Source organism: Pseudomonas sp. Irchel 3A5 (assembly GCF_900187575.1).
In the GTDB taxonomy this organism is placed as follows: Bacteria; Pseudomonadota; Gammaproteobacteria; order Pseudomonadales; family Pseudomonadaceae; genus Aquipseudomonas; species Aquipseudomonas folii.
In genome coordinates this window covers 79,132-98,236 of the sequence record NZ_FYDU01000006.1, presented here as the reverse complement: position 1 = coordinate 98,236, position 19,105 = coordinate 79,132, and the positions used below count along the sequence as shown (strand labels likewise).

Annotated in this window: 16 protein-coding genes and 1 riboswitch; of the genes, 15 read left to right on the top strand and 1 reads right to left on the bottom strand. The window is 58.6% G+C overall.

Annotated features, from left to right (window positions below; genetic code table 11):
• Positions 1–179 precede the first annotated feature (179 nt).
• The 14 genes from acs to astE all read left to right on the top strand — a co-directional run bounded on the left by acs (position 180) and on the right by astE (position 16,389).
• Entirely contained in the window at positions 180–2,135 is a 1,956-nt protein-coding gene (gene acs, locus CKW31_RS11400; protein WP_027898010.1) for an acetate--CoA ligase, read from the top strand.
• Positions 2,136–2,925: 790 nt separating this feature from the next.
• A complete protein-coding gene (locus CKW31_RS11395) occupies positions 2,926–3,702 on the top strand; it encodes an ABC transporter substrate-binding protein (protein ID WP_095094616.1) in 777 nt (258 codons plus the stop codon).
• Between the two features lie 85 nt (positions 3,703–3,787).
• Complete coding sequence (locus tag CKW31_RS11390) at positions 3,788–4,477, top strand: ABC transporter permease (protein ID WP_095094614.1); 690 nt, start codon at positions 3,788–3,790, stop codon at positions 4,475–4,477.
• Complete coding sequence (locus CKW31_RS11385; RefSeq protein ID WP_095094612.1) at positions 4,474–5,172, top strand: ABC transporter permease; 699 nt, start codon at positions 4,474–4,476, stop codon at positions 5,170–5,172. The genes CKW31_RS11390 and CKW31_RS11385 overlap by 4 nt, the downstream gene beginning before the upstream one ends.
• A 1-nt stretch (position 5,173) precedes the next feature.
• Positions 5,174–6,286 (top strand): succinylglutamate desuccinylase/aspartoacylase family protein, encoded by a 1,113-nt coding sequence (locus tag CKW31_RS11380; protein ID WP_095094610.1) that lies wholly within the window; start codon positions 5,174–5,176, stop codon positions 6,284–6,286.
• A gap of 22 nt (positions 6,287–6,308) precedes the next feature.
• Positions 6,309–7,073 carry an ABC transporter ATP-binding protein gene (locus tag CKW31_RS11375; protein WP_095094608.1) on the top strand — a complete coding sequence of 255 codons (765 nt, stop codon included), beginning with the start codon at positions 6,309–6,311 and terminating at the stop codon, positions 7,071–7,073.
• A gap of 161 nt (positions 7,074–7,234) precedes the next feature.
• Complete coding sequence (gene argR, locus CKW31_RS11370) at positions 7,235–8,215, top strand: transcriptional regulator ArgR (protein WP_087273887.1); 981 nt, start codon at positions 7,235–7,237, stop codon at positions 8,213–8,215.
• Between the two features lie 326 nt (positions 8,216–8,541).
• A complete protein-coding gene (locus tag CKW31_RS11360) occupies positions 8,542–9,762 on the top strand; it encodes an aspartate aminotransferase family protein (protein ID WP_095094604.1) in 1,221 nt (406 codons plus the stop codon).
• A 147-nt stretch (positions 9,763–9,909) separates the two neighbouring features.
• Entirely contained in the window at positions 9,910–10,941 is a 1,032-nt protein-coding gene (gene aruF, locus CKW31_RS11355) for an arginine/ornithine succinyltransferase subunit alpha (RefSeq protein WP_027900076.1), read from the top strand.
• Between the two features lie 76 nt (positions 10,942–11,017).
• Entirely contained in the window at positions 11,018–12,043 is a 1,026-nt protein-coding gene (gene astA / locus CKW31_RS11350) for an arginine N-succinyltransferase (protein ID WP_095094602.1), read from the top strand.
• Positions 12,040–13,515, top strand: coding sequence for a succinylglutamate-semialdehyde dehydrogenase (gene astD / locus CKW31_RS11345; RefSeq protein WP_176469870.1), 1,476 nt, complete (start codon positions 12,040–12,042; stop codon positions 13,513–13,515). The genes astA and astD overlap by 4 nt, the downstream gene beginning before the upstream one ends.
• A 139-nt stretch (positions 13,516–13,654) precedes the next feature.
• Entirely contained in the window at positions 13,655–15,001 is a 1,347-nt protein-coding gene (astB, locus tag CKW31_RS11340; RefSeq protein WP_095094598.1) for an N-succinylarginine dihydrolase, read from the top strand.
• Between the two features lie 63 nt (positions 15,002–15,064).
• Complete coding sequence (locus CKW31_RS11335) at positions 15,065–15,349, top strand: hypothetical protein (protein ID WP_027900080.1); 285 nt, start codon at positions 15,065–15,067, stop codon at positions 15,347–15,349.
• A gap of 32 nt (positions 15,350–15,381) precedes the next feature.
• Positions 15,382–16,389: a succinylglutamate desuccinylase gene (astE, locus tag CKW31_RS11330; protein WP_095094596.1), complete on the top strand. Its 1,008-nt coding sequence runs from the start codon at positions 15,382–15,384 to the stop codon at positions 16,387–16,389.
• Positions 16,390–17,046: 657 nt separating this feature from the next.
• Here the strand turns inward: astE and CKW31_RS11325 are convergent.
• Entirely contained in the window at positions 17,047–17,556 is a 510-nt protein-coding gene (locus CKW31_RS11325) for a 6,7-dimethyl-8-ribityllumazine synthase (RefSeq protein ID WP_095094594.1), read from the bottom strand.
• A gap of 126 nt (positions 17,557–17,682) precedes the next feature.
• A riboswitch (FMN riboswitch) is annotated at positions 17,683–17,828 on the bottom strand.
• A 182-nt stretch (positions 17,829–18,010) separates the two neighbouring features.
• On the opposite strand from CKW31_RS11325, the gene ltaE reads away from it, so the two are divergent.
• Positions 18,011–19,015 (top strand): low-specificity L-threonine aldolase, encoded by a 1,005-nt coding sequence (gene ltaE, locus CKW31_RS11320; RefSeq protein WP_095094592.1) that lies wholly within the window; start codon positions 18,011–18,013, stop codon positions 19,013–19,015.
• Positions 19,016–19,105: the final 90 nt, after the last annotated feature.

Here is a 19,105-nt window from a genome sequence, read left to right as displayed (position 1 = left end):
ATCCCTGAGAGCACCGAGCCAGAGGCTTATGAACGGTTGACTGCGATCTTGCCTGTGCCTTTCAATGGTCGTTACGGGCCTGTTTATCTGATCGGTAAGACCATCGTCGAATGGTCCCGACGCCGACAGGCGGATACAACAGGGGCATAAAACAACAACTATCCACCGAGGTAACCAAGATGAGTGCAGCTTCCCTGTACCCCGTCCGCCCAGAAGTCGCAGCGAGCACGCTGACCGATGAGGCGACCTACAAGGCCATGTACCAGCAGTCGGTGGTCAATCCCGATGGCTTCTGGCGTGAACAAGCTCAGCGTCTGGACTGGATCAAACCTTTTACCTCGGTCAAGCAGACCTCCTTCGACGACCACCGTGTTGACATCAAATGGTTTGCTGATGGCACCCTGAACGTTGCCTATAACTGCCTGGATCGCCATCTGGAAGAGCGCGGCGACACCATCGCAATCATCTGGGAGGGCGACGATCCTTCCGAAAGCCGCAACATCACGTATCGCGAACTGCATGCCGAAGTCTGCAAGTTCGCCAACGCCTTGCGCGGTCAGGATGTCCATCGTGGCGACGTCGTGACTATTTATATGCCGATGATTCCCGAGGCCGTGGTCGCCATGTTGGCCTGCGCCCGCATCGGTGCAATTCACTCGGTAGTGTTTGGTGGCTTCTCTCCCGAAGCGCTGGCTGGCCGCATCATCGATTGCAAATCCAAAGTGGTCATCACCGCTGACGAAGGTCTGCGCGGCGGCAAGAAAACCGCCATGAAAGCCAACGTCGACCGGGCGCTGACCAATCCGGAAACCGCCAGCGTACAGAAAGTCATCGTCTGCAAACGTACTGGCGGCGACATCGAATGGAACCGCCATCGCGACATCTGGTATCACTCGCTGCTGGACGTGGCGTCCGAGATCTGTGCGCCGAAAGAAATGGGGGCCGAAGAGTCGCTGTTCATCCTTTACACCTCGGGTTCGACGGGCAAACCGAAAGGCGTGCTGCACACCACAGGCGGTTATCTGCTGTATGCCGCGCTGACGCACGAGCGAGTGTTCGACTACAAACCGGGCGAAATTTACTGGTGCACTGCTGACGTCGGCTGGGTCACAGGCCACAGCTATATCGTCTATGGCCCGCTGGCCAACGGCGCCACCACGCTGTTGTTCGAAGGCGTACCGAACTATCCGGACATCACGCGTCTGTCGAAGATCATCGACAAGCACAAGGTCAATATCCTCTACACCGCACCGACCGCCATCCGCGCGATGATGGCTGAAGGCACCAAGTCCGTTGAAGGTGCTGACGGTTCAAGCCTGCGCCTGCTGGGTTCGGTGGGCGAGCCGATCAACCCGGAGGCCTGGAACTGGTACTACAACACCGTTGGCAAGAAAAACTGCCCGATCGTCGATACCTGGTGGCAGACCGAAACCGGCGGCATCTTGATCAGCCCGTTGCCGGGCGCAACGGCCCTCAAGCCCGGCTCGGCAACGCGTCCGTTCTTCGGTGTGATCCCGGCGTTGGTGGATAACCTCGGCAACCTGATCGAAGGCGCTGCCGAAGGCAATCTCGTCATCCTCGATTCGTGGCCGGGTCAATCACGCTCTCTGTACGGCGACCACGACCGGTTCGTCGATACCTACTTCAAGACCTTCCGCGGCATGTACTTCACGGGCGACGGCGCGCGTCGTGACGAGGACGGTTACTACTGGATCACCGGGCGCGTGGATGACGTGCTTAACGTCTCCGGCCACCGCATGGGGACGGCTGAAATCGAAAGTGCGATGGTTGCGCACCCGAAGGTGGCCGAAGCTGCTGTGGTCGGCGTGCCGCATGATTTGAAGGGGCAGGGTATCTACGTTTACGTGACGCTCAACGGCGGTGAAGTACCGGATGACGCGCTGCGCAACGAGCTGCGTAACTGGGTCCGCAAAGAAATCGGCCCGATTGCTTCGCCTGATGTGATTCAGTGGGCGCCGGGCCTTCCGAAAACCCGTTCCGGTAAAATCATGCGCCGCATCCTGCGCAAGATCGCCACGGGTGAATACGATTCGCTGGGTGATATCTCGACGCTGGCTGATCCGAGCGTGGTGCAGCATCTGATCGACACGCACAAGACCATGAAGGTGGCCTGATAGTCAGCGCTTTAAAAAAACCCCATTCGGTGTGAGCCGGGTGGGGTTTTTTGTTTTCCAGATCGAGACCGCAGCGTTCCGATCGCGAGCAAGCTCGGCTCCCACAGGAGAACGCTATCTCATGTGGGAGATTCTATGTTTGCCCCGCAAGCTGATTGACGACGTGGGACCGGCTTTAGCCGGGAAGACGGTATTTCTGCAGATAAAGATTCAGTGTCTGTCCCGGCCTCTTCCCGGCTAAAGCCGGTCCCACGTCATCAGTGATTCCTGTGGGGGCAGAGGTTGCTCGCGATTGGGGTAGCACAAAACCTCAGGCTCCGCGAAATCTCGGTTTCATCCAACCAGGATATATATCGATCTGTTACCCCTCCCACCGCTCCGGTAACGCCACTCCCGCTTATGGGGCAATGCACCTCACGTCTGTAAGAATCGGTTACTTAAATAGCTGGCATATAAACATGCGGCAATCCCACCCTTGCCGTATTACAAGGCTTTGCCAATAATGGGCGCGCATTTTGCTGTAATCACGGGTTATCCTTCTTTTTGCCTTTGCATAGCCACTTTTGGTTGTCAATGCCCGCGCCGTGATTTTCAGTGCATTTGTAACTAGTTGTCGCATTGAAGAAATATCGACTTCGAGCGTCCCGTTAAAATGCCGCTCACTCGCCGCAGGCTTGCAGGTCCGGACACCGGTCCCAGCCGCCAGGCGTCTATCTCCAATAGTCCTCTTCGCATCCTGGGCTTTTGCTCACGTTGCCATTTGTCGTGTTTTACCGACGGAGTCCTGACAATGAAAAAGCTCATGCTGCTTGGCGCAATGGCGCTGACTGTTCTGGCGCAGCCAGTGTTCGCAGACGAAAAGCCTCTGAAAATCGGTATTGAAGCGGCGTACCCTCCGTTTGCCTCCAAAGCACCGGACGGCAGCATCGTCGGTTTCGACTACGATATCGGCAACGCGCTGTGTGCTGAAATGAAGGTCAAGTGCACGTGGGTCGAGCAGGAATTCGACGGCCTGATCCCGGCGCTGAAAGTGCGCAAGATCGATGCGATCCTGTCCTCGATGTCCATCACCGAAGACCGCAAGAAGTCTGTTGATTTTACTGATCGCTACTACAGCACTCAGGCGCGTCTGGTCATGAAGGAAGGCACCACCGTCAGCGACAGCCTGGATGAACTCAAAGGCAAGACGATCGGCGCGCAACGTGGAACGATCCACGACACTTTCGCCAAAAAGGTGCTTGAGCCCAAGGGCGCCGTGATCAAGTCCTACAGCTCCCAGAACGAAATCTACCTGGACCTGAAGGCTGGTCGTCTGGACGGCACAGTAGCGGACGCGACCCTGCTGCAGGATGGTTTCCTGAAAACCGATTCGGGCAAGGGCTATGCTTTTGTCGGCCCGGCATTCACCGATCCGGCCTACTTTGGTGACGGCATCGGCATTGCTGTTCGCAAAGGCGACAAGGCGAATGTTGATCGCATCAACGCCGCCATCGCTGCGATTCGCGCTAACGGCGAATACAAAAAGATTCAGGACAAATACTTCGACTTCGACGTTTACGGCAAGTAAACCTGTCGTCACGGATGGCGCAGCCAGAAACCGTTTTCGGTGTTGTGGCTAGCGCCATTTTTTACACCCATGAGGACTGCACAACATGTTGAATGGCTACGGGGCTGTCATCCTCGAGGGCGCAGGGCTGACGCTGCAACTGGCCCTGTCGTCGATGGCGCTGGCAATCGTCCTGGGTCTGATCGGTGTGTCGTTGCGTTTGTCACCGGTGCGCTGGCTTGCCTGGCTGGGTGACGTGTATTCCACCGTGATTCGCGGGATTCCCGATCTGGTCCTGATCCTGCTGATTTTCTACGGCGGTCAGGGGGCGTTGAACACCGTTGCGCCGATGCTCGGTCACGACGATTACATCGACCTGAGCCCGTTGGCTGCCGGTATCGGCACCCTGGGTTTCATCTTCGGTGCTTATCTGTCGGAAACCTTCCGCGGTGCATTCATGGCAATCCCCAAAGGGCAGGCCGAAGCGGGCCTTGCTTACGGGATGAGCCACTCGAAAGTGTTTTTCAGAATTCTGGTGCCGCAGATGGTTCGCCTGGCGATCCCCGGCTTCACCAATAATTGGCTGGTACTGACCAAGGCGACGGCGCTGATTTCGCTGGTCGGTCTGCAGGACATGATGTTTCTCGCCAAGCAGGCAGGCGACGCTACCAGTCAGCCTTTTACCTTCTTCCTGGCGGTGGCCGCGATTTATCTGCTGATTACCAGCGTTTCGCTATTGGCCCTGCGTCTTGTGGAAAAACGTTACTCCGTTGGAGTTAGGGCGGCTGACCTGTGATTTTTGATTACAACGTCATCTGGGACAGTCTGCCGCTGTACTTTGCAGGTCTGCTGACCACCCTTGAGTTGCTTGGCATCGCCCTGGCGTTTGGTCTGTTGGCAGCGTTGCCACTGGGCCTGATGCGTGTTTCCAAGAAACCGTGGGTGAATCTGCCAGCCTGGCTCTACACCTATGTGATTCGTGGCACGCCGATGCTGGTGCAGCTGTATCTGATCTATTACGGCCTTTCACAGTTCGCTGCAGTTCGGGAAAGCTTCCTCTGGCCGTGGTTGTCCAGTGCAACCTTTTGCGCTTGTCTGGCGTTTGCGATCAATACCAGCGCCTATACCGCGGAAATCATCGCTGGCAGCTTGAAAGCTACGCCTGCGGGCGAGATTGAAGCGGCGCGCGCCATGGGCATGTCCAAATCCAAAATGTACCGCCGCATCCTGCTGCCTTCGGCCTTGCGTCGAGCGCTGCCGCAGTACAGCAACGAAGTGATCATGATGTTGCAGACCACCAGTCTCGCGTCCAGCGTGACCCTGGTCGACATCACCGGAGCGGCCCGGGCGGTCAACTCCGAAAGCTTTTTGCCCTTCGAAGCGTTTATCACCGCAGGCGTGTTCTACCTGTGCCTGACATTCATTCTGGTGCGCCTGTTCAAGCTGGCTGAACGCCGCTGGCTGGGCTACCTCGCACCCCGGAAGGCCTGACATGCAAAGAACCGATCATGTATTGCCGTGGGGCACCCTCGGCACCGAGCGCCAGCTGAGCGTGTTCCGCTTTGGCAGTGGCGAGCGCAAAGCCTACATCCAGGCCAGCCTGCACGCCGATGAGTTGCCGGGTATGCGGACGGCCTGGGAGCTGAAAAAGCGCCTGGCTGAACTGGAAGAGCAGGGCGCGCTCAAGGGCGTTATCGAACTGGTACCGGTCGCCAACCCGATTGGCCTGGGCCAGTTGCTGCAAGGTGCGCATCAAGGACGCTTCGAATTCGGCAGCGGCAAGAACTTCAACCGTGATTTTTCCGAGCTCAGCGAGCCGGTGGCTGAGTTGCTTGAAGGGCAATTGGGCGATGACCCGCACAGCAATGTGCAGTTGATCCGTCAGGCCATGACCACGGTGCTGGCCAACCTGCCTCCGGCGGAAAGTGAGCTGCGCGGCATGCAACGGATTCTGCTGAGTCACGCATGCGTGGCAGATGTGGTGCTCGACCTGCATTGCGATGCTGACGCTGCATTGCACATGTACGCCTTGCCGCAGCACTGGCCGCAATGGCGCTCGCTGACCGCACATTTGAATGTGCAAGTAGCCTTGTTGGCCGAAGACTCGGGCGGGAGTTCGTTCGACGAGGCGTGTTCGTTGCCGTGGTTGCGCCTGTCGCGGATTTTCCCTGATGCACAGATCCCGCTTGCCTGTCTGGCAACCACCATTGAGCTGGGCGGTCAGGCGGATACCGGTAAACCTGAGGCCGAAGCCCATGCCGAAGGCATTTTGGCGTTCCTTGCCGAGCAAGGTTTCATCACGGGTGACTGGCCGCAGGCAGCCCACCAGGAATGCGAAGGCATGCCGTTCGAAGGCACTGAGTTGCTGTTCGCCCCGCACCCTGGCGTGGTGAGTTTCCTGCGCGAAGCAGGGGCTTGGGTCGAGGTGGGCGAGCCCCTGTTTGAAGTAATTGATCCGCTGTCTGACCGGGTCAGCACCGTTTGTTCGAATACCGCCGGGGTGTTGTTTGCCATCGAGCGATTGCGTTACGCCCAGCCGGGTTTCTGGCTGGCCAAGGTGGCGGGTCGTACTGCCCGACGTCAGGGTCGCTTGCTCAATGACTGACCCATTTGTGAGAACCGAAAGCATGAACAAACTGGAAGTCCAGGACCTGCACAAACGCTACGGCAGCCATGAAGTGCTCAAGGGTGTTTCCCTGACCGCCAAAGCGGGCGATGTGATCAGCATCATCGGCTCCAGTGGTTCGGGCAAAAGTACCTTCCTGCGTTGCATCAACCTGCTGGAACAGCCCCATGCGGGCAAGATTCTGCTCAACAATGAAGAGCTTCAACTGGTCGCCAATAAAGACGGCAGCATGCGCGCTGCGGACCCCAAACAGCTGCAACGCATGCGTTCGCGCCTCTCCATGGTGTTCCAGCATTTCAACCTGTGGTCGCACATGACGGCGCTGGAAAACATCATCGAAGCCCCGGTGCATGTGCTGGGCGTGTCGAAGAAGCAAGCGCTGGAAAAAGCCGAGCATTACCTGGCCAAAGTAGGCGTTGCTCACCGCAAGGACGCCTATCCGGGGCATATGTCCGGCGGCGAACAGCAGCGCGTGGCCATTGCCCGTGCCTTGGCGATGGAGCCGGAAGTCATGCTGTTCGACGAACCGACCTCCGCGCTGGACCCTGAACTGGTGGGGGACGTGCTCAAAGTCATGCAGGCCCTTGCCCAGGAAGGCCGGACCATGGTCGTGGTGACGCACGAAATGGGCTTTGCCCGTGAAGTCTCCAACCAGTTGATCTTTCTCCACAAAGGCGTGGTCGAAGAGCGCGGTGATCCTCGTGAAGTGCTGGTCAACCCGCAGTCCGAACGTTTGCAGCAGTTCCTGTCGGGTAGCTTGAAGTAACGAAAAGCTACGTTTAAACGATGCCTTTCGAGACGTAACAGTTCATGCTGCGCGGCAAGCAGCATGAGCTGATTGCAGTAGATTCAGCCTGGGCGTCGACGCCCGCCCCATAAGCTGTGTACACAGTTTCAACAACAGCGACACGTTTCGGATTGCATGCCATGACCGCTCAACGAATTGGTTTTCTTATCTGGCCCAGCACCAAAGCCCTGACTCTGGCGCTGGCCGAGGAAGCCTTGCGTGTCGCCCAGCGCGTCCACCCGGAAGTGCTTTACGAACTGTCGTTTCTACAAGCCGAAGCGCCCGCCGAGGGTGCATGGCAATTGCCCGGCGAGCCGTGGGCGGGGCGGCTGGAGGGTTGCCAGAAGCTGTTTTTGCTGGCGGATGAGCCACCTGCGGCGGTGAATTCCACCCTGGCTTCGGCGCTCAAGCAGCTGGTGCGTTCCGGTTGCGTGATTGGCGGGCTGTCAGCAGGGGTTTATCCACTCGCTCAACTGGGACTGCTTGATGGTTACCGGGCAGCCGTGCACTGGCGCTGGCAGGATGATTTCACCGAGCGTTTCCCCAAGGTCATTGCCACCAGTCATCTGTTTGACTGGGATCGTGATCGCTTGACGGCGTGCGGCGGTATGTCAGTGCTGGATCTCTTGCTGGCCGTGCTGGCACGCGATCATGGCGCAGAACTGGCAGGTGCGGTATCCGAAGAACTGGTAGTGGAGCGCATTCGTGAAGGCGGCGAGCGCCAGCGTATTCCGTTGCAGAATCGTCTGGGTTCCAGCCATCCCAAGCTGACCCAGGCGGTGCTGTTGATGGAGGCCAACATCGAAGAGCCGCTGACCACGGATGAAATCGCCCAGCACGTGTGTGTCTCGCGGCGTCAGCTGGAGCGGATTTTCAAGCAATACCTCAATCGCGTGCCGAGCCAGTATTACCTTGAACTGCGCCTCAACAAGGCACGGCAGATGCTGATGCAGACCAGCAAGTCCATCATTCAGATCGGCCTGTCCTGTGGCTTCTCGTCCGGTCCGCACTTCTCCAGCGCCTACCGCAATTTCTTCGGCGCCACTCCCCGAGAAGACCGCAATCAACGCCGCAGCAGCAGCCCTTTTGAATTGTCGTCGGTGCCTGCAGAGCGTGGTTGAGCGGCTGGAACTGTAGGAGCGCGCTTGCCCGCGATTGCGGTGGGTCAGCGAAGAATGTGTTGTTTGACACACTGTAATCGCGGGCAAGCGCGCTCCTACAGCTTTCGTTCAGGTAATTCCACGCATCTGTATCTGCAACAATCTGCCCGCAACGTTTAAACTGCGCCTTTGCGATGGTTAATGTCGCATTGCCGAAAGTCACCGAAAAACCCGGTTTTGTGCTGTAACAAGTTGTCGCCTGGCGGCAAGGCCGGAGTGAGACCAGTCCTTACAATCTTCCCATCGCTCGCCAGTTTCAGGCAGGCGTTCCTCTTCAGGAGACTCCGATGTCCGTTGAGCAAGCTGCGGTGCAACGCGCCGATTTCGACCAGGTAATGGTCCCCAATTACGCCCCGGCCGGGTTCATCCCTGTGCGCGGTGCGGGTTCCCGAGTCTGGGACCAGGCGGGCCGCGAGCTGGTGGATCTCTCCGGCGGGATTGCCGTCAACGTACTGGGCCACTGCCATCCGGCGCTGGTGGGTGCCTTGACTGAGCAGGCCAACAATCTCTGGCATGTTTCCAACGTGTTCACCAACGAGCCGGCCCTGCGTCTGGCGAAGAAGCTGGTGGATGCCACGTTCGCCGAGCGTGTGTTCTTCTGTAACTCCGGTGCCGAAGCCAACGAAGCCGCTTTCAAGCTGGCGCGTCGCGTTTCCCATGATCTGTATGGTCCGGACAAGTATGAAATCATTGCGGCGCTGAACAGCTTCCACGGTCGTACGCTGTTCACCGTGACCGTGGGCGGTCAGTCCAAGTACTCCGACGGTTTTGGCCCGAAGATCACTGGCATCACCCACGTGCCGTTCAACGACCTGGCAGCGCTCAAGGCCGCGATTTCCGACAAGACCTGCGCCGTGGTGCTGGAGCCTATTCAGGGTGAAGGCGGCGTACTGCCAGCCGAACTCGAATACCTGCAAGGTGCACGCGCACTGTGCGACGAGCACAAAGCGCTGCTGATCTTCGACGAAGTGCAAAGCGGCATGGGCCGCAGCGGTCGTCTGTTTGCCTACATGAATTACGGCGTTACGCCGGACATCCTTTCCAGTGCCAAGAGCATTGGCGGCGGTTTCCCGATGGCGGCCATGCTGACCACCGAAAAGCTCGCCAAGCACTTCGCCGTCGGCGTCCACGGTACGACTTACGGCGGCAACGCTTTGGCGTGTGCGGTGGGTAACGCAGTGATGGACGTGGTTCACACCCAGGAAGTCCGCGACGGCGTAACGGCCAAACACGCGAAGTTCAGAGCGCGTCTGGAGCAGATCGGCGAGAAATACGGCGTCTTCACTCAGGTTCGCGGCATGGGCCTGTTGATCGGATGCGTACTGTCCGACGCCTGGAAGGGCAAGGCCAAAGACTTCTTCAATGCCGCCGAGCATGAAGGCGTGATGATTCTGCAAGCCGGTCCTGACGTAGTGCGTTTCGCTCCAAGTCTGGTGATCGAAGAGGCTGACATCGACGAAGGTCTGGATCGCTTCGAGCGCGCTGTAGCCAAGCTGACTCAGGCTTGATGGCGGGCTGATCCAACGCAGCACCTTCCGACGTTTGCCGGCACGGCAAGCGTCGGACATTTTCCTGTGCCATGTGGCGTTGATCCATGTGGCGCTTTTTTTCTGTGCCGGGTTTGACCGGTCTGTGTTCTGGTAAGGAGTGGCACCATGCTCGTGATGCGCCCCGCGCAAATGGCTGATCTGGCCGAGGTTCAACGCCTCGCTGCCGACAGCCCGATCGGTGTCACGTCCCTGCCTGACGACGCGGGGCGGCTTGGCGACAAGATCGCCGCTTCGGAAGCCTCGTTTGCGGCCGAAGTGAGCTTCAACGGCGAAGAGACCTACTTCTTCGTCCTGGAAGACAGCGAAAGCGGACGACTGGTGGGCTGTTCCGGGATCGTCGCGTCAGCGGGCTATTCCGAACCCTTCTATAGCTTCCGCAACGAAACCTTCGTTCACGCTTCTCGTGAGTTGAAGATTCACAACAAGATTCACGTCCTGTCCCAGTGCCACGATTTGACTGGCAACAGTTTGCTGACCAGTTTCTACGTGGTGCCTGAGCTGGTGGGCAGTGCGTGGTCGGAGCTTAACTCTCGTGGACGCCTGTTGTTTGTTGCCAGCCACCCGGAGCGTTTCGCGGATTCGGTGGTGACCGAGATCGTCGGCTACAGCGATGAAAATGGCGACTCGCCGTTCTGGGATGCCATTGGGCGCAACTTCTTCGATTTGAACTATGCCGCAGCCGAACGTCTGTGCGGGCTGAAAAGCCGGACGTTCCTCGCCGAGTTGATGCCGCATTACCCGATCTACGTGCCGCTCTTGCCGGATGCTGCTCAGGAAGCCATGGGGCAGGTGCATCCGCGGGCACAGATCACCTTCGACATCCTGATGCGTGAAGGCTTCGAGACCGATCATTACATCGATATCTTCGACGGTGGCCCGACCCTGCATGCGCGGGTTTCCGGGATTCGTTCCATCGCCCAGAGCCGGTTGGTGCCCGTCAAAATCGATGCTCAACGATCCACTGATACCGGTTCCGGTGGCCGCTTGTATCTGGTTGCCAATGGTCTGCTGCAGGATTATCGGGCGATATTGCTGGAGCTGGACTGGGCGCCAGGCAAACCGGTGGCGCTGAGTCTGGCGGCAGCCGAAGCGTTGGGTGTCGGTGAAGATGCCAGCGTGCGGGTCGTGGCGGTCTGATACGCCATTTGAATGTGGATTGGCTGGTTTAGCGAGTTTCGCCGTTTCCCGAGGGAAGCGGTATTGAGGAGATAGCATGATCGTTCGTCCCGTAAGCAGCAGTGACCTGCCCGCGCTGATCGAGTTGGCGCGCAGCACAGGCGCTGGCCTGACGACCTTGCCCGCCAATGAAGAACGCCTGGCGCACCGGGTCGGTTGGGCGGAAAAGACCTTTCGCGGCGAAGCCGGGCGCGGTGATGCGGATTACCTTTTCGTGCTTGAAGACGATGATGGCCGCGTAGTGGGTATTTCCGCCATTGCGGGGGCGGTTGGTCTGCGCGAGCCCTGGTACAACTACCGGGTGGGCCTGACGGTCAGCGCTTCTCAAGAATTGAATATCTACCGTGAAATTCCCACGCTGTTCCTCGCCAATGACCTGACCGGTAATTCCGAACTGTGCTCGCTGTTCCTGCACAGCGATTTTCGGAACGGTCTGAACGGGCGTCTGCTGGCCAAGGCGCGAATGCTGTTCATTGCCGAGTTCCCGCAGTTGTTCGGCGCCAAGATCATCGCCGAGATGCGCGGCATGTCCGATGAGCAGGGGCGTTCGCCGTTCTGGGAAAGCCTGGGTCGACACTTCTTCAAGATGGAGTTCAGCCAGGCGGACTACCTGACGGGCGTTGGCAACAAGGCGTTCATTGCCGAACTGATGCCCAAGTTCCCGCTGTACAGCTGCTTCCTTTCTGAAGACGCCCGCAATGTGATTGGCCGGGTGCACGCCGATACCGAGCCCGCGCTGACCATGCTCAAGGCCGAAGGCTTCAGCTATCAGGGCTACGTGGATATCTTCGACGCCGGTCCAGCGGTTGAATGTGAAACCGCGAAGATCCGCGCCGTGCGTGACAGCGCAACATTGGTACTCGCCATCGGCACGCCGGGTGACGATGCCACGCAGTTTCTGATTCACAACCGCAAGCGCGAAGATTGCCGCATTACCGTAGGTGCGGCGCGTTTTGCTGCCGGTACATTGGTAGTTGCCCCGGCAACCGCCAAGCGTCTGCGCCTGAGTGCGGGCGACAATGTCCGGGCGGTTCCACTGTCCCCGGCGCGGGAGGCGGTCTGATGAGCACCTTGTATATTTCAGGCAACTGGCAGGCCGGGCAGGGCGAGGCATTCGAGTCGCTCAATCCGGTGACTCAGCAAGTTGTGTGGTCCGGGCAAGGTGCAACGGCTGCTCAGGTCGACGCAGCCGTGGGCGCTGCGCGACAGGCTTTTCCTGCCTGGGCCAGCCGGACCCTGGAAGATCGCATCACGGTGCTGGAAGCTTTCGCTGCGAACCTGAAAAAACAGGCCGATGCCCTGGCGCAATGCATTGGTGAAGAAACCGGCAAGCCACTCTGGGAGTCGGCGACTGAAGTGACCAGCATGGTCAACAAAATCGCTATTTCCGTGCAGAGCTACCGGGAGCGTACCGGCGAGAAAAGTGGTCCGCTGGGCGATGCAAATGCGGTGCTGCGTCACAAGCCCCATGGCGTGGTAACCGTGTTCGGGCCCTACAATTTTCCTGGACATCTGCCCAATGGCCATATCGTCCCGGCTTTGCTGTCGGGTAACACCGTCGTGTTCAAACCCAGTGAGCTGACCCCGAAAGTCGCCGAACTGACGGTCAAGTGCTGGATAGAGGCCGGTTTGCCTGCGGGCGTGTTGAACCTGCTGCAGGGCGGTCGTGACACCGGTATCGCTCTGGCTGCCAACTCTGGCATCGACGGTCTGTTTTTCACCGGTTCGAGTCGTACCGGCAATGCCCTGCATCAGCAATTTGCCGGTCGTCCTGACAAGATCCTTGCGTTGGAAATGGGTGGCAATAACCCTCTGGTTGTCGATGAGGTCGCCGATGTAGACGCTGCGGTTTACACGGTCATCCAGTCTGCTTTCATTTCCGCCGGGCAACGCTGCACTTGCGCCCGGCGTTTACTGGTGCCGCAAGGCGTCTGGGGCGATGCATTTCTTGAGCGTCTGGTTGAGGTCACGCGCACTATCGAAGTGGGCGCTTACGATCAACAGCCTGCGCCGTTCATGGGTTCAGTCATTTCGTTGCACGCCGCCAGTGCCTTGCTGGCAGCGCAGGAACAACTGCTCGCCAATGGCGCTACGGCATTGCTGGAAATGACCCAGCCTCGCGCGACGGCGGCGTTGCTGACACCGGGCATCATTGATGTTTCCGAGGTCAGCGATCCCATTGATGAGGAGCTGTTCGGTCCACTGTTGCAAGTGCTGCGTTATATCGATTTTGATAGCGCCATCGCGTTGGCCAATGACACCCAATACGGTCTGGCTGCCGGTCTGCTGTCGGACTCTGAAGCGCGTTACAAACAGTTCTGGCTGGAAAGCCGGTCGGGGATCGTCAACTGGAACAAACAGCTGACCGGCGCCGCAAGCAGCGCGCCGTTTGGTGGGGTGGGCGCATCCGGTAATCATCGGGCGAGTGCTTATTACGCAGCGGATTATTGCGCGTATCCGGTGGCCTCGCTGGAGAGCAGCAGCCTGACCTTGCCCACGACCCTGACGCCCGGTGTGCGATTGTTGAGAAAATAGAGAACCTGTTGGAGCGAGTGGGCGGCAATCCGACTTGCCCGCGAATGATTTGGTGCGGGGGGCAGGTACACCGCGTTATCGTTCTTCGCGGGCAAGCCTCGCTCCAACAGGTAATAAAAAGATCCACGGAGCCGAGCCGATGAAATCATACGAAGTCAATTTTGACGGCCTGGTCGGGCCGACGCACAACTACGGCGGGCTGTCCTACGGTAACGTCGCCTCGCAGAGCAATTGCCAGCAGTCCTCCAACCCGCGCGAAGCTGCGTTGCAGGGGCTGGCAAAGATGAAAGCGCTGATGGACATGGGGTTTACCCAAGGTGTTCTCGCGCCACAAGAGCGACCGGATGTCGCCGGTCTGCGCCGTCTTGGTTTTAGCGGCACCGATGCACACGTGATCGAGCAGGCTGCCAGGCAGGCCAAACCTCTGCTGGCTGCCAGTTGTTCCGCATCCAGCATGTGGGTCGCCAACGCCGCAACCGTCAGCCCGAGCGCCGACACCGCCGATGGTCGCGTGCATTTCACCGCCGCCAACCTGGCCTGCAAATACCATCGCAGCATCGAACATCCGACCACCAGCCGTGTACTGGCGGCCATGTTCGCGAATTCGCAGCATTTTGCCCATCACGCTGCCTTGCCTGCTGTTGCCCAGTTTGGTGATGAGGGAGCGGCCAATCACACCCGTCTGTGCCGTGACTATGGCGAGGCTGGGGTAGAGTTTTTCGTGTTTGGCCGCAGCGCCTTTGATTCGCGATTTCCTGAACCGCAAAAGTATCCAGCGCGTCAGACTCTCGAAGCATCCCAGGCCGTGGCTCGCTTGCATGGCTTGAGTGACAGCGCCGTCGTTTACGGTCAGCAGAACCCTGCGGTGATCGATCAGGGCGTGTTTCACAACGATGTGATCGCTGTGGGTAATGGCGAAGTGTTGTTCTATCACGAGGACGCCTTTCTTCACACCGAACGCCTGCTGGCTGAATTGCAGGATAAGCTCGCCCGTTGCGGCGCGCAGCTCAAGGCGATATGTGTGCCGCGTGCCGAAGTTTCGGTCGAGGATGCGGTGCGTTCGTACCTGTTCAATAGCCAGCTGTTGTCCCGCCCCGACGGCACCATGTTGCTGGTCGTGCCCGAAGAGTGTCGCGGCAATGAGCGGGTCTGGCGTTACCTGCAAGGACTGATCGCGGCCGCTGGCCCGGTCAGGGAGGTCAAAGTCTTTGACCTCAAACAGAGCATGCAGAATGGCGGCGGCCCGGCGTGCCTGCGTCTGCGGGTCGCGCTCAATGAAACCGAGCTGGCGGCGGTCAACCCCGGGGTTATCATGACCGCGCCGCTGTACGACACGCTGACCCAGTGGGTGGACAGACATTATCGTGATCGCATGAGCGAAGATGATCTGGCAGACCCGCAATTGCTGCTCGAATGCCGCGCAGCATTGGATGAATTGACGCAAATCCTTAAACTGGGCGCGGTTTATCCTTTTCAGCTGGCCTGAAATTCCGGCGGGTGGTGCCTGGCACGACCCGCTGTCCTTACCTCTCCATAGAGAACACCGATTATGAGCGACACCCTGCAGTTGATCCTTGAAGACACCGATGGCACCCAGCTGGAAACCTCCTGCACACGCGTTGCGGTCGTCTGGCAGGGCAAGGAAATCTGGATTCAGCACGATGGCCGCGGCCAATTGCTGATTGGCGTCGATGTTGAAGAAGGTGATGCCGAGTACGCCAACCTGTTGTTGCGTCCTCTGGCGACCAATCTGGTCAGCCTGCAGCTGGAAATGGAGCCTGCCGACGTCGGTGAAGACGAAGAGCATGTGCACGGCCCGGACTGCAATCACTAAGACCCACTTCACCCACTACGGGAACAGCGCCTATGCTCGCCCTCGGTAAACTGCTTGACCTGACTTTGGCTGGACGTGAACCGGCAGAAAAGACTCAAGTGACAGTCGCCGGAGTGCGATTGCGATGGCTGAGCGAAGGCGCGCTGGAAGTGCGTCCTGCCCAGGATCGGGATAACGGCATGGATTTGCTGTTGTCCGCCGGTATTCATGGCAATGAGACGGCACCTATCGAGCTGCTGGATGAATTGATCCGCAGCATTGCCCGCAGCGAATTACAGCCGCGGGCACGTATTCTTTTCCTGTTTGGCAACCCCGACGCCATGCGCCGTGGCGAGCGCTATGTCGAACAGGACGTCAACCGGCTGTTCAACGGGCATCACGAGCACAGCGAGGGCGCTGAGGCGCTGCGGGCGTGCGAGCTGGAGCGGCTGGCGGCGACGTTTTTCAGCATTCCGGACCGTTACCGTTTGCACTACGACCTGCACACCGCGATTCGTGGTTCGAAGATCGAACAGTTCGCGCTCTATCCCTGGAAAGAAGGGCGTCAGCATTCTCGCCGGGAGCTGGCGCGGTTAAAGGCAGCCGGCATGACGGCGGTATTGCTGCAGAACAAACCCTCTATCGTGTTCAGCGCCTACACCTACGACAAGCTCGGAGCCGAGGCTTTCACCCTGGAACTGGGCAAGGCGCGGCCCTTCGGCCATAACCAGGGTGTTGATCTGACTCGCTTGCGCACGTGTCTGGAGCAAATGATCACAGGCACCGAGCCTGCGGTGGACGAAAGTCTTGAGGGTTTGCAACTGTTCGCCGTCGCTCGGGAAATCATCAAGCACAGCGATAATTTCAGGCTGCACTTGCCTGTGGATGTCGAGAATTTCTCATCGTTGGAAAAGGGTTACGTCCTGGCTGACGACCTGAGCCATTCACGCTGGGTGGTGGAAGAAGAGGGCGCGAGGATCATTTTCCCGAATCCCAAGGTCAAGAATGGCCTGCGGGCGGGGATATTGATTGTGCCGGCTACGGCGGATGGGCTGGTTTGAGCGTGACGCGATCATTGCGGCGCTCCCATTGCTGACAAACGCACCCAGGTTCTGCGCAATTCCGGGTATTAGCGCAATGTCGTGGGACCGGCTTTAGCCGGGAAGACGGTATTTCCGCAGATAAAGACTCAGCGTCTGCCCTGGTCTCTTCCCGGCTGAAGCCGGTCCCTACGGAAGAGCGCAATCTCGTGTGGGAGCCGGGCTTGCCCGCGATGAACGATAACGCGTTGAACCTGCTGAATAGTGGTGGCCCTATCGCGGGCAAGCCTCGCTCCCACAGGATCTATGCAGTGTCGTGGGACCGGCTTTAGCCGGGAAGACGGTATTTCTGCAGATAAAGCTCAGCGTCTGCCCTGGCCTCTTCCCGGCTGAAGCCGGGTCCCTATGGAAGAGCGCAATCTCGTGTGGGAGCCGGGCTTGCCCGCGATGAACGATAACGCGTTGAACCTGCTGAATAGTGGTGGCCCTATCGCGGGCAAGCCTCGCTCCCACAGGATCTATGCAATGTCGTGGGACCGGCTTTAGCCGGGAAGACGGTATTTCCGCAGATAAAGACTCAGCGTCTGCCCTGGCCTCTTCCCGGCTGAAGCCGGTCCCACGTCATCAGTAATTCCTGTGGGATGAATTTGCTCCCACAGGGTTTGTCGCCGATCGCAGTTAGCCGACTTTCTTCTGGCCTTCGCTACGACGAATCGCACGTACTTTTGCAACGGTGTCCGCGCAGGTTTTTGCCGCTTCCTGGCCTTTGTGCAGGAAGTGTTCGAAGAAGAACTTCAGGTGTTCTTCGCCAGCGTGGAAGTGGTGAGGCGTCAGCACCACCGAGAACACCGGCACTTCTGTTTCCAACTGCACTTGCATCAGCGCGCTGACTACCGATTGGGCGACGAACTCGTGGCGATAGATTCCGCCATCGACAACCAGGGCTGCGCCGACGATGCCAGCATAACGGCCGCTGTTGGCCAGCAGTTTGGCATGCAGAGGGATTTCAAAAGCACCGCCGACTTCGAAGAAATCGATGTCTGCTTCGGTGTAGCCGTGGTTAGCCATTTCAGCGATGAAGCCGATTTTGCTCTGATCGACAATATCCTTGTGCCAGCAGGCCTGGATAAAAGCGATACGCTCGTTTGCGTGGTTTTTGCTTTTGCTGTCGATTGCGGTGGGTTGCATCTGTTCTGTCTCCTGTCTATAAAAAAACAGGGCACTTTGGATCGAATGGGAAGGTCAGGCTAAGCCCGGCAGTCAGGTGAACGAAATCCGTTCGTGACGATGCGCGATGCGTTGCGGTGGTGCCAATCCCGTTCTCTCTTCATCCGGACTATGACCGTCGGCCCCGGAATCTCACCAGGTCTGCTGACCCTGCGTTTGCAGGCGCTCGCGGGCTAGACGCATTGCGCGTCATTACCGCCGGTGGGGAATTGCACCCCGCCCTGAGAACGTTGCCACTGAAATATTTCCGCGGCGGGCATTTTTTATCACAGTTTTACTGAATGTGCTTGGACGCATTCTTACAGTCATCCTGACTTTTTCTTATAAGAAGGTCTTGGAATTCAACGCCAGCGCCTTGATTATTCCTACCCGTAACCTCACAACTGAGGTTCGTCTTTATCCAGGGAGCTTTATCGTGACGGTTATCGACTTGCGCAGCGACACAGTGACTCAGCCCACCTCTGGCATGCGTGCCGCCATGGCGCAGGCACCGCTGGGTGACGATGTCTACGGTGAAGATCCGACGGTCAATCGTCTTGAAGGCTGGTTGGCGGACCGACTCGGGTTCCCGGCTGCGCTGTTTGTACCGACCGGCACGATGAGCAACCTATTGGGTTTGATGGCCCACTGTGAGCGTGGCGACGAATACATCGTCGGTCAGCAGGCTCACACCTATAAATATGAAGGCGGCGGTGCAGCGGTCCTCGGCTCTATTCAGCCCCAGCCGCTGGAAAACCAGGCAGACGGTTCGCTGGACCTGGATCAGGTGCTGCAAACCATCAAGCCGGACGATTTCCATTTCGCCCGCACCCGCCTGCTGGCGCTGGAAAACACCATGCAGGGCAAGGTGCTGCCGTTGAGCTATCTGACGGCCGCCCGCGCATGCACTCAAGAGCACGGCCTGGCGCTGCATCTGGATGGCGCCCGGTTGTATAACGCCGCCGTGAAGCTGGGAGTAGATGCGCGGGAAATCACTCAGCACTTTGATTCGGTGTCGGTCTGCCTGTCCAAAGGACTGGGCGCGCCGATTGGTTCGGTGTTGTGCGGCTCTAAGGCGTTCATCGACAAGGCCCGACGCTTGCGCAAAATGGTCGGTGGCGGCATGCGCCAGGCCGGTATACTGGCGGCAGCGGGCTTGTATGCGCTTGAACATCAGGTGCAGCGTCTGGCTGATGATCACGCCAACGCAGCCTTTCTGGGTTCTGCACTGGCGGAGCTGGGTTACTCGGTTGAACCGGTGCAGACCAATATGGTTTATGTGCAGATCGGTGATCGCGCCCAGGCACTAAAAACGTTTTGTGCCGAGCGCGGTATTACCCTCAGCGCTGCGCCGCGTTTGCGGATGATTACTCACCTGGATGTTTCCCGTCAGCAACTCGAGACCGTAATCACAGCATTTGCTGACTTTTCCCGCACTTGAAGCGCCGATAGTCCAGTAGCTTGTTTCTATCGTACAAACAGACTGTACCGTTGACGCAACGCCTATATAATGCGGCCCTTTGCCGTCGCT

Coding starts and splice junctions, on each gene's coding strand:
- acs (WP_027898010.1), top strand. CDS start 180: ATGAGTGCAGCTTCCCTGTACCCCGTCCGCCCAGAAGTCGCAGCGAGC.
- CKW31_RS11395 (WP_095094616.1), top strand. CDS start 2,926: ATGAAAAAGCTCATGCTGCTTGGCGCAATGGCGCTGACTGTTCTGGCG.
- CKW31_RS11390 (WP_095094614.1), top strand. CDS start 3,788: ATGTTGAATGGCTACGGGGCTGTCATCCTCGAGGGCGCAGGGCTGACG.
- CKW31_RS11380 (WP_095094610.1), top strand. CDS start 5,174: ATGCAAAGAACCGATCATGTATTGCCGTGGGGCACCCTCGGCACCGAG.
- CKW31_RS11375 (WP_095094608.1), top strand. CDS start 6,309: ATGAACAAACTGGAAGTCCAGGACCTGCACAAACGCTACGGCAGCCAT.
- argR (WP_087273887.1), top strand. CDS start 7,235: ATGACCGCTCAACGAATTGGTTTTCTTATCTGGCCCAGCACCAAAGCC.
- CKW31_RS11360 (WP_095094604.1), top strand. CDS start 8,542: ATGTCCGTTGAGCAAGCTGCGGTGCAACGCGCCGATTTCGACCAGGTA.
- aruF (WP_027900076.1), top strand. CDS start 9,910: ATGCTCGTGATGCGCCCCGCGCAAATGGCTGATCTGGCCGAGGTTCAA.
- astA (WP_095094602.1), top strand. CDS start 11,018: ATGATCGTTCGTCCCGTAAGCAGCAGTGACCTGCCCGCGCTGATCGAG.
- astB (WP_095094598.1), top strand. CDS start 13,655: ATGAAATCATACGAAGTCAATTTTGACGGCCTGGTCGGGCCGACGCAC.
- CKW31_RS11335 (WP_027900080.1), top strand. CDS start 15,065: ATGAGCGACACCCTGCAGTTGATCCTTGAAGACACCGATGGCACCCAG.
- astE (WP_095094596.1), top strand. CDS start 15,382: ATGCTCGCCCTCGGTAAACTGCTTGACCTGACTTTGGCTGGACGTGAA.
- CKW31_RS11325 (WP_095094594.1), bottom strand. CDS start 17,556: ATGCAACCCACCGCAATCGACAGCAAAAGCAAAAACCACGCAAACGAG.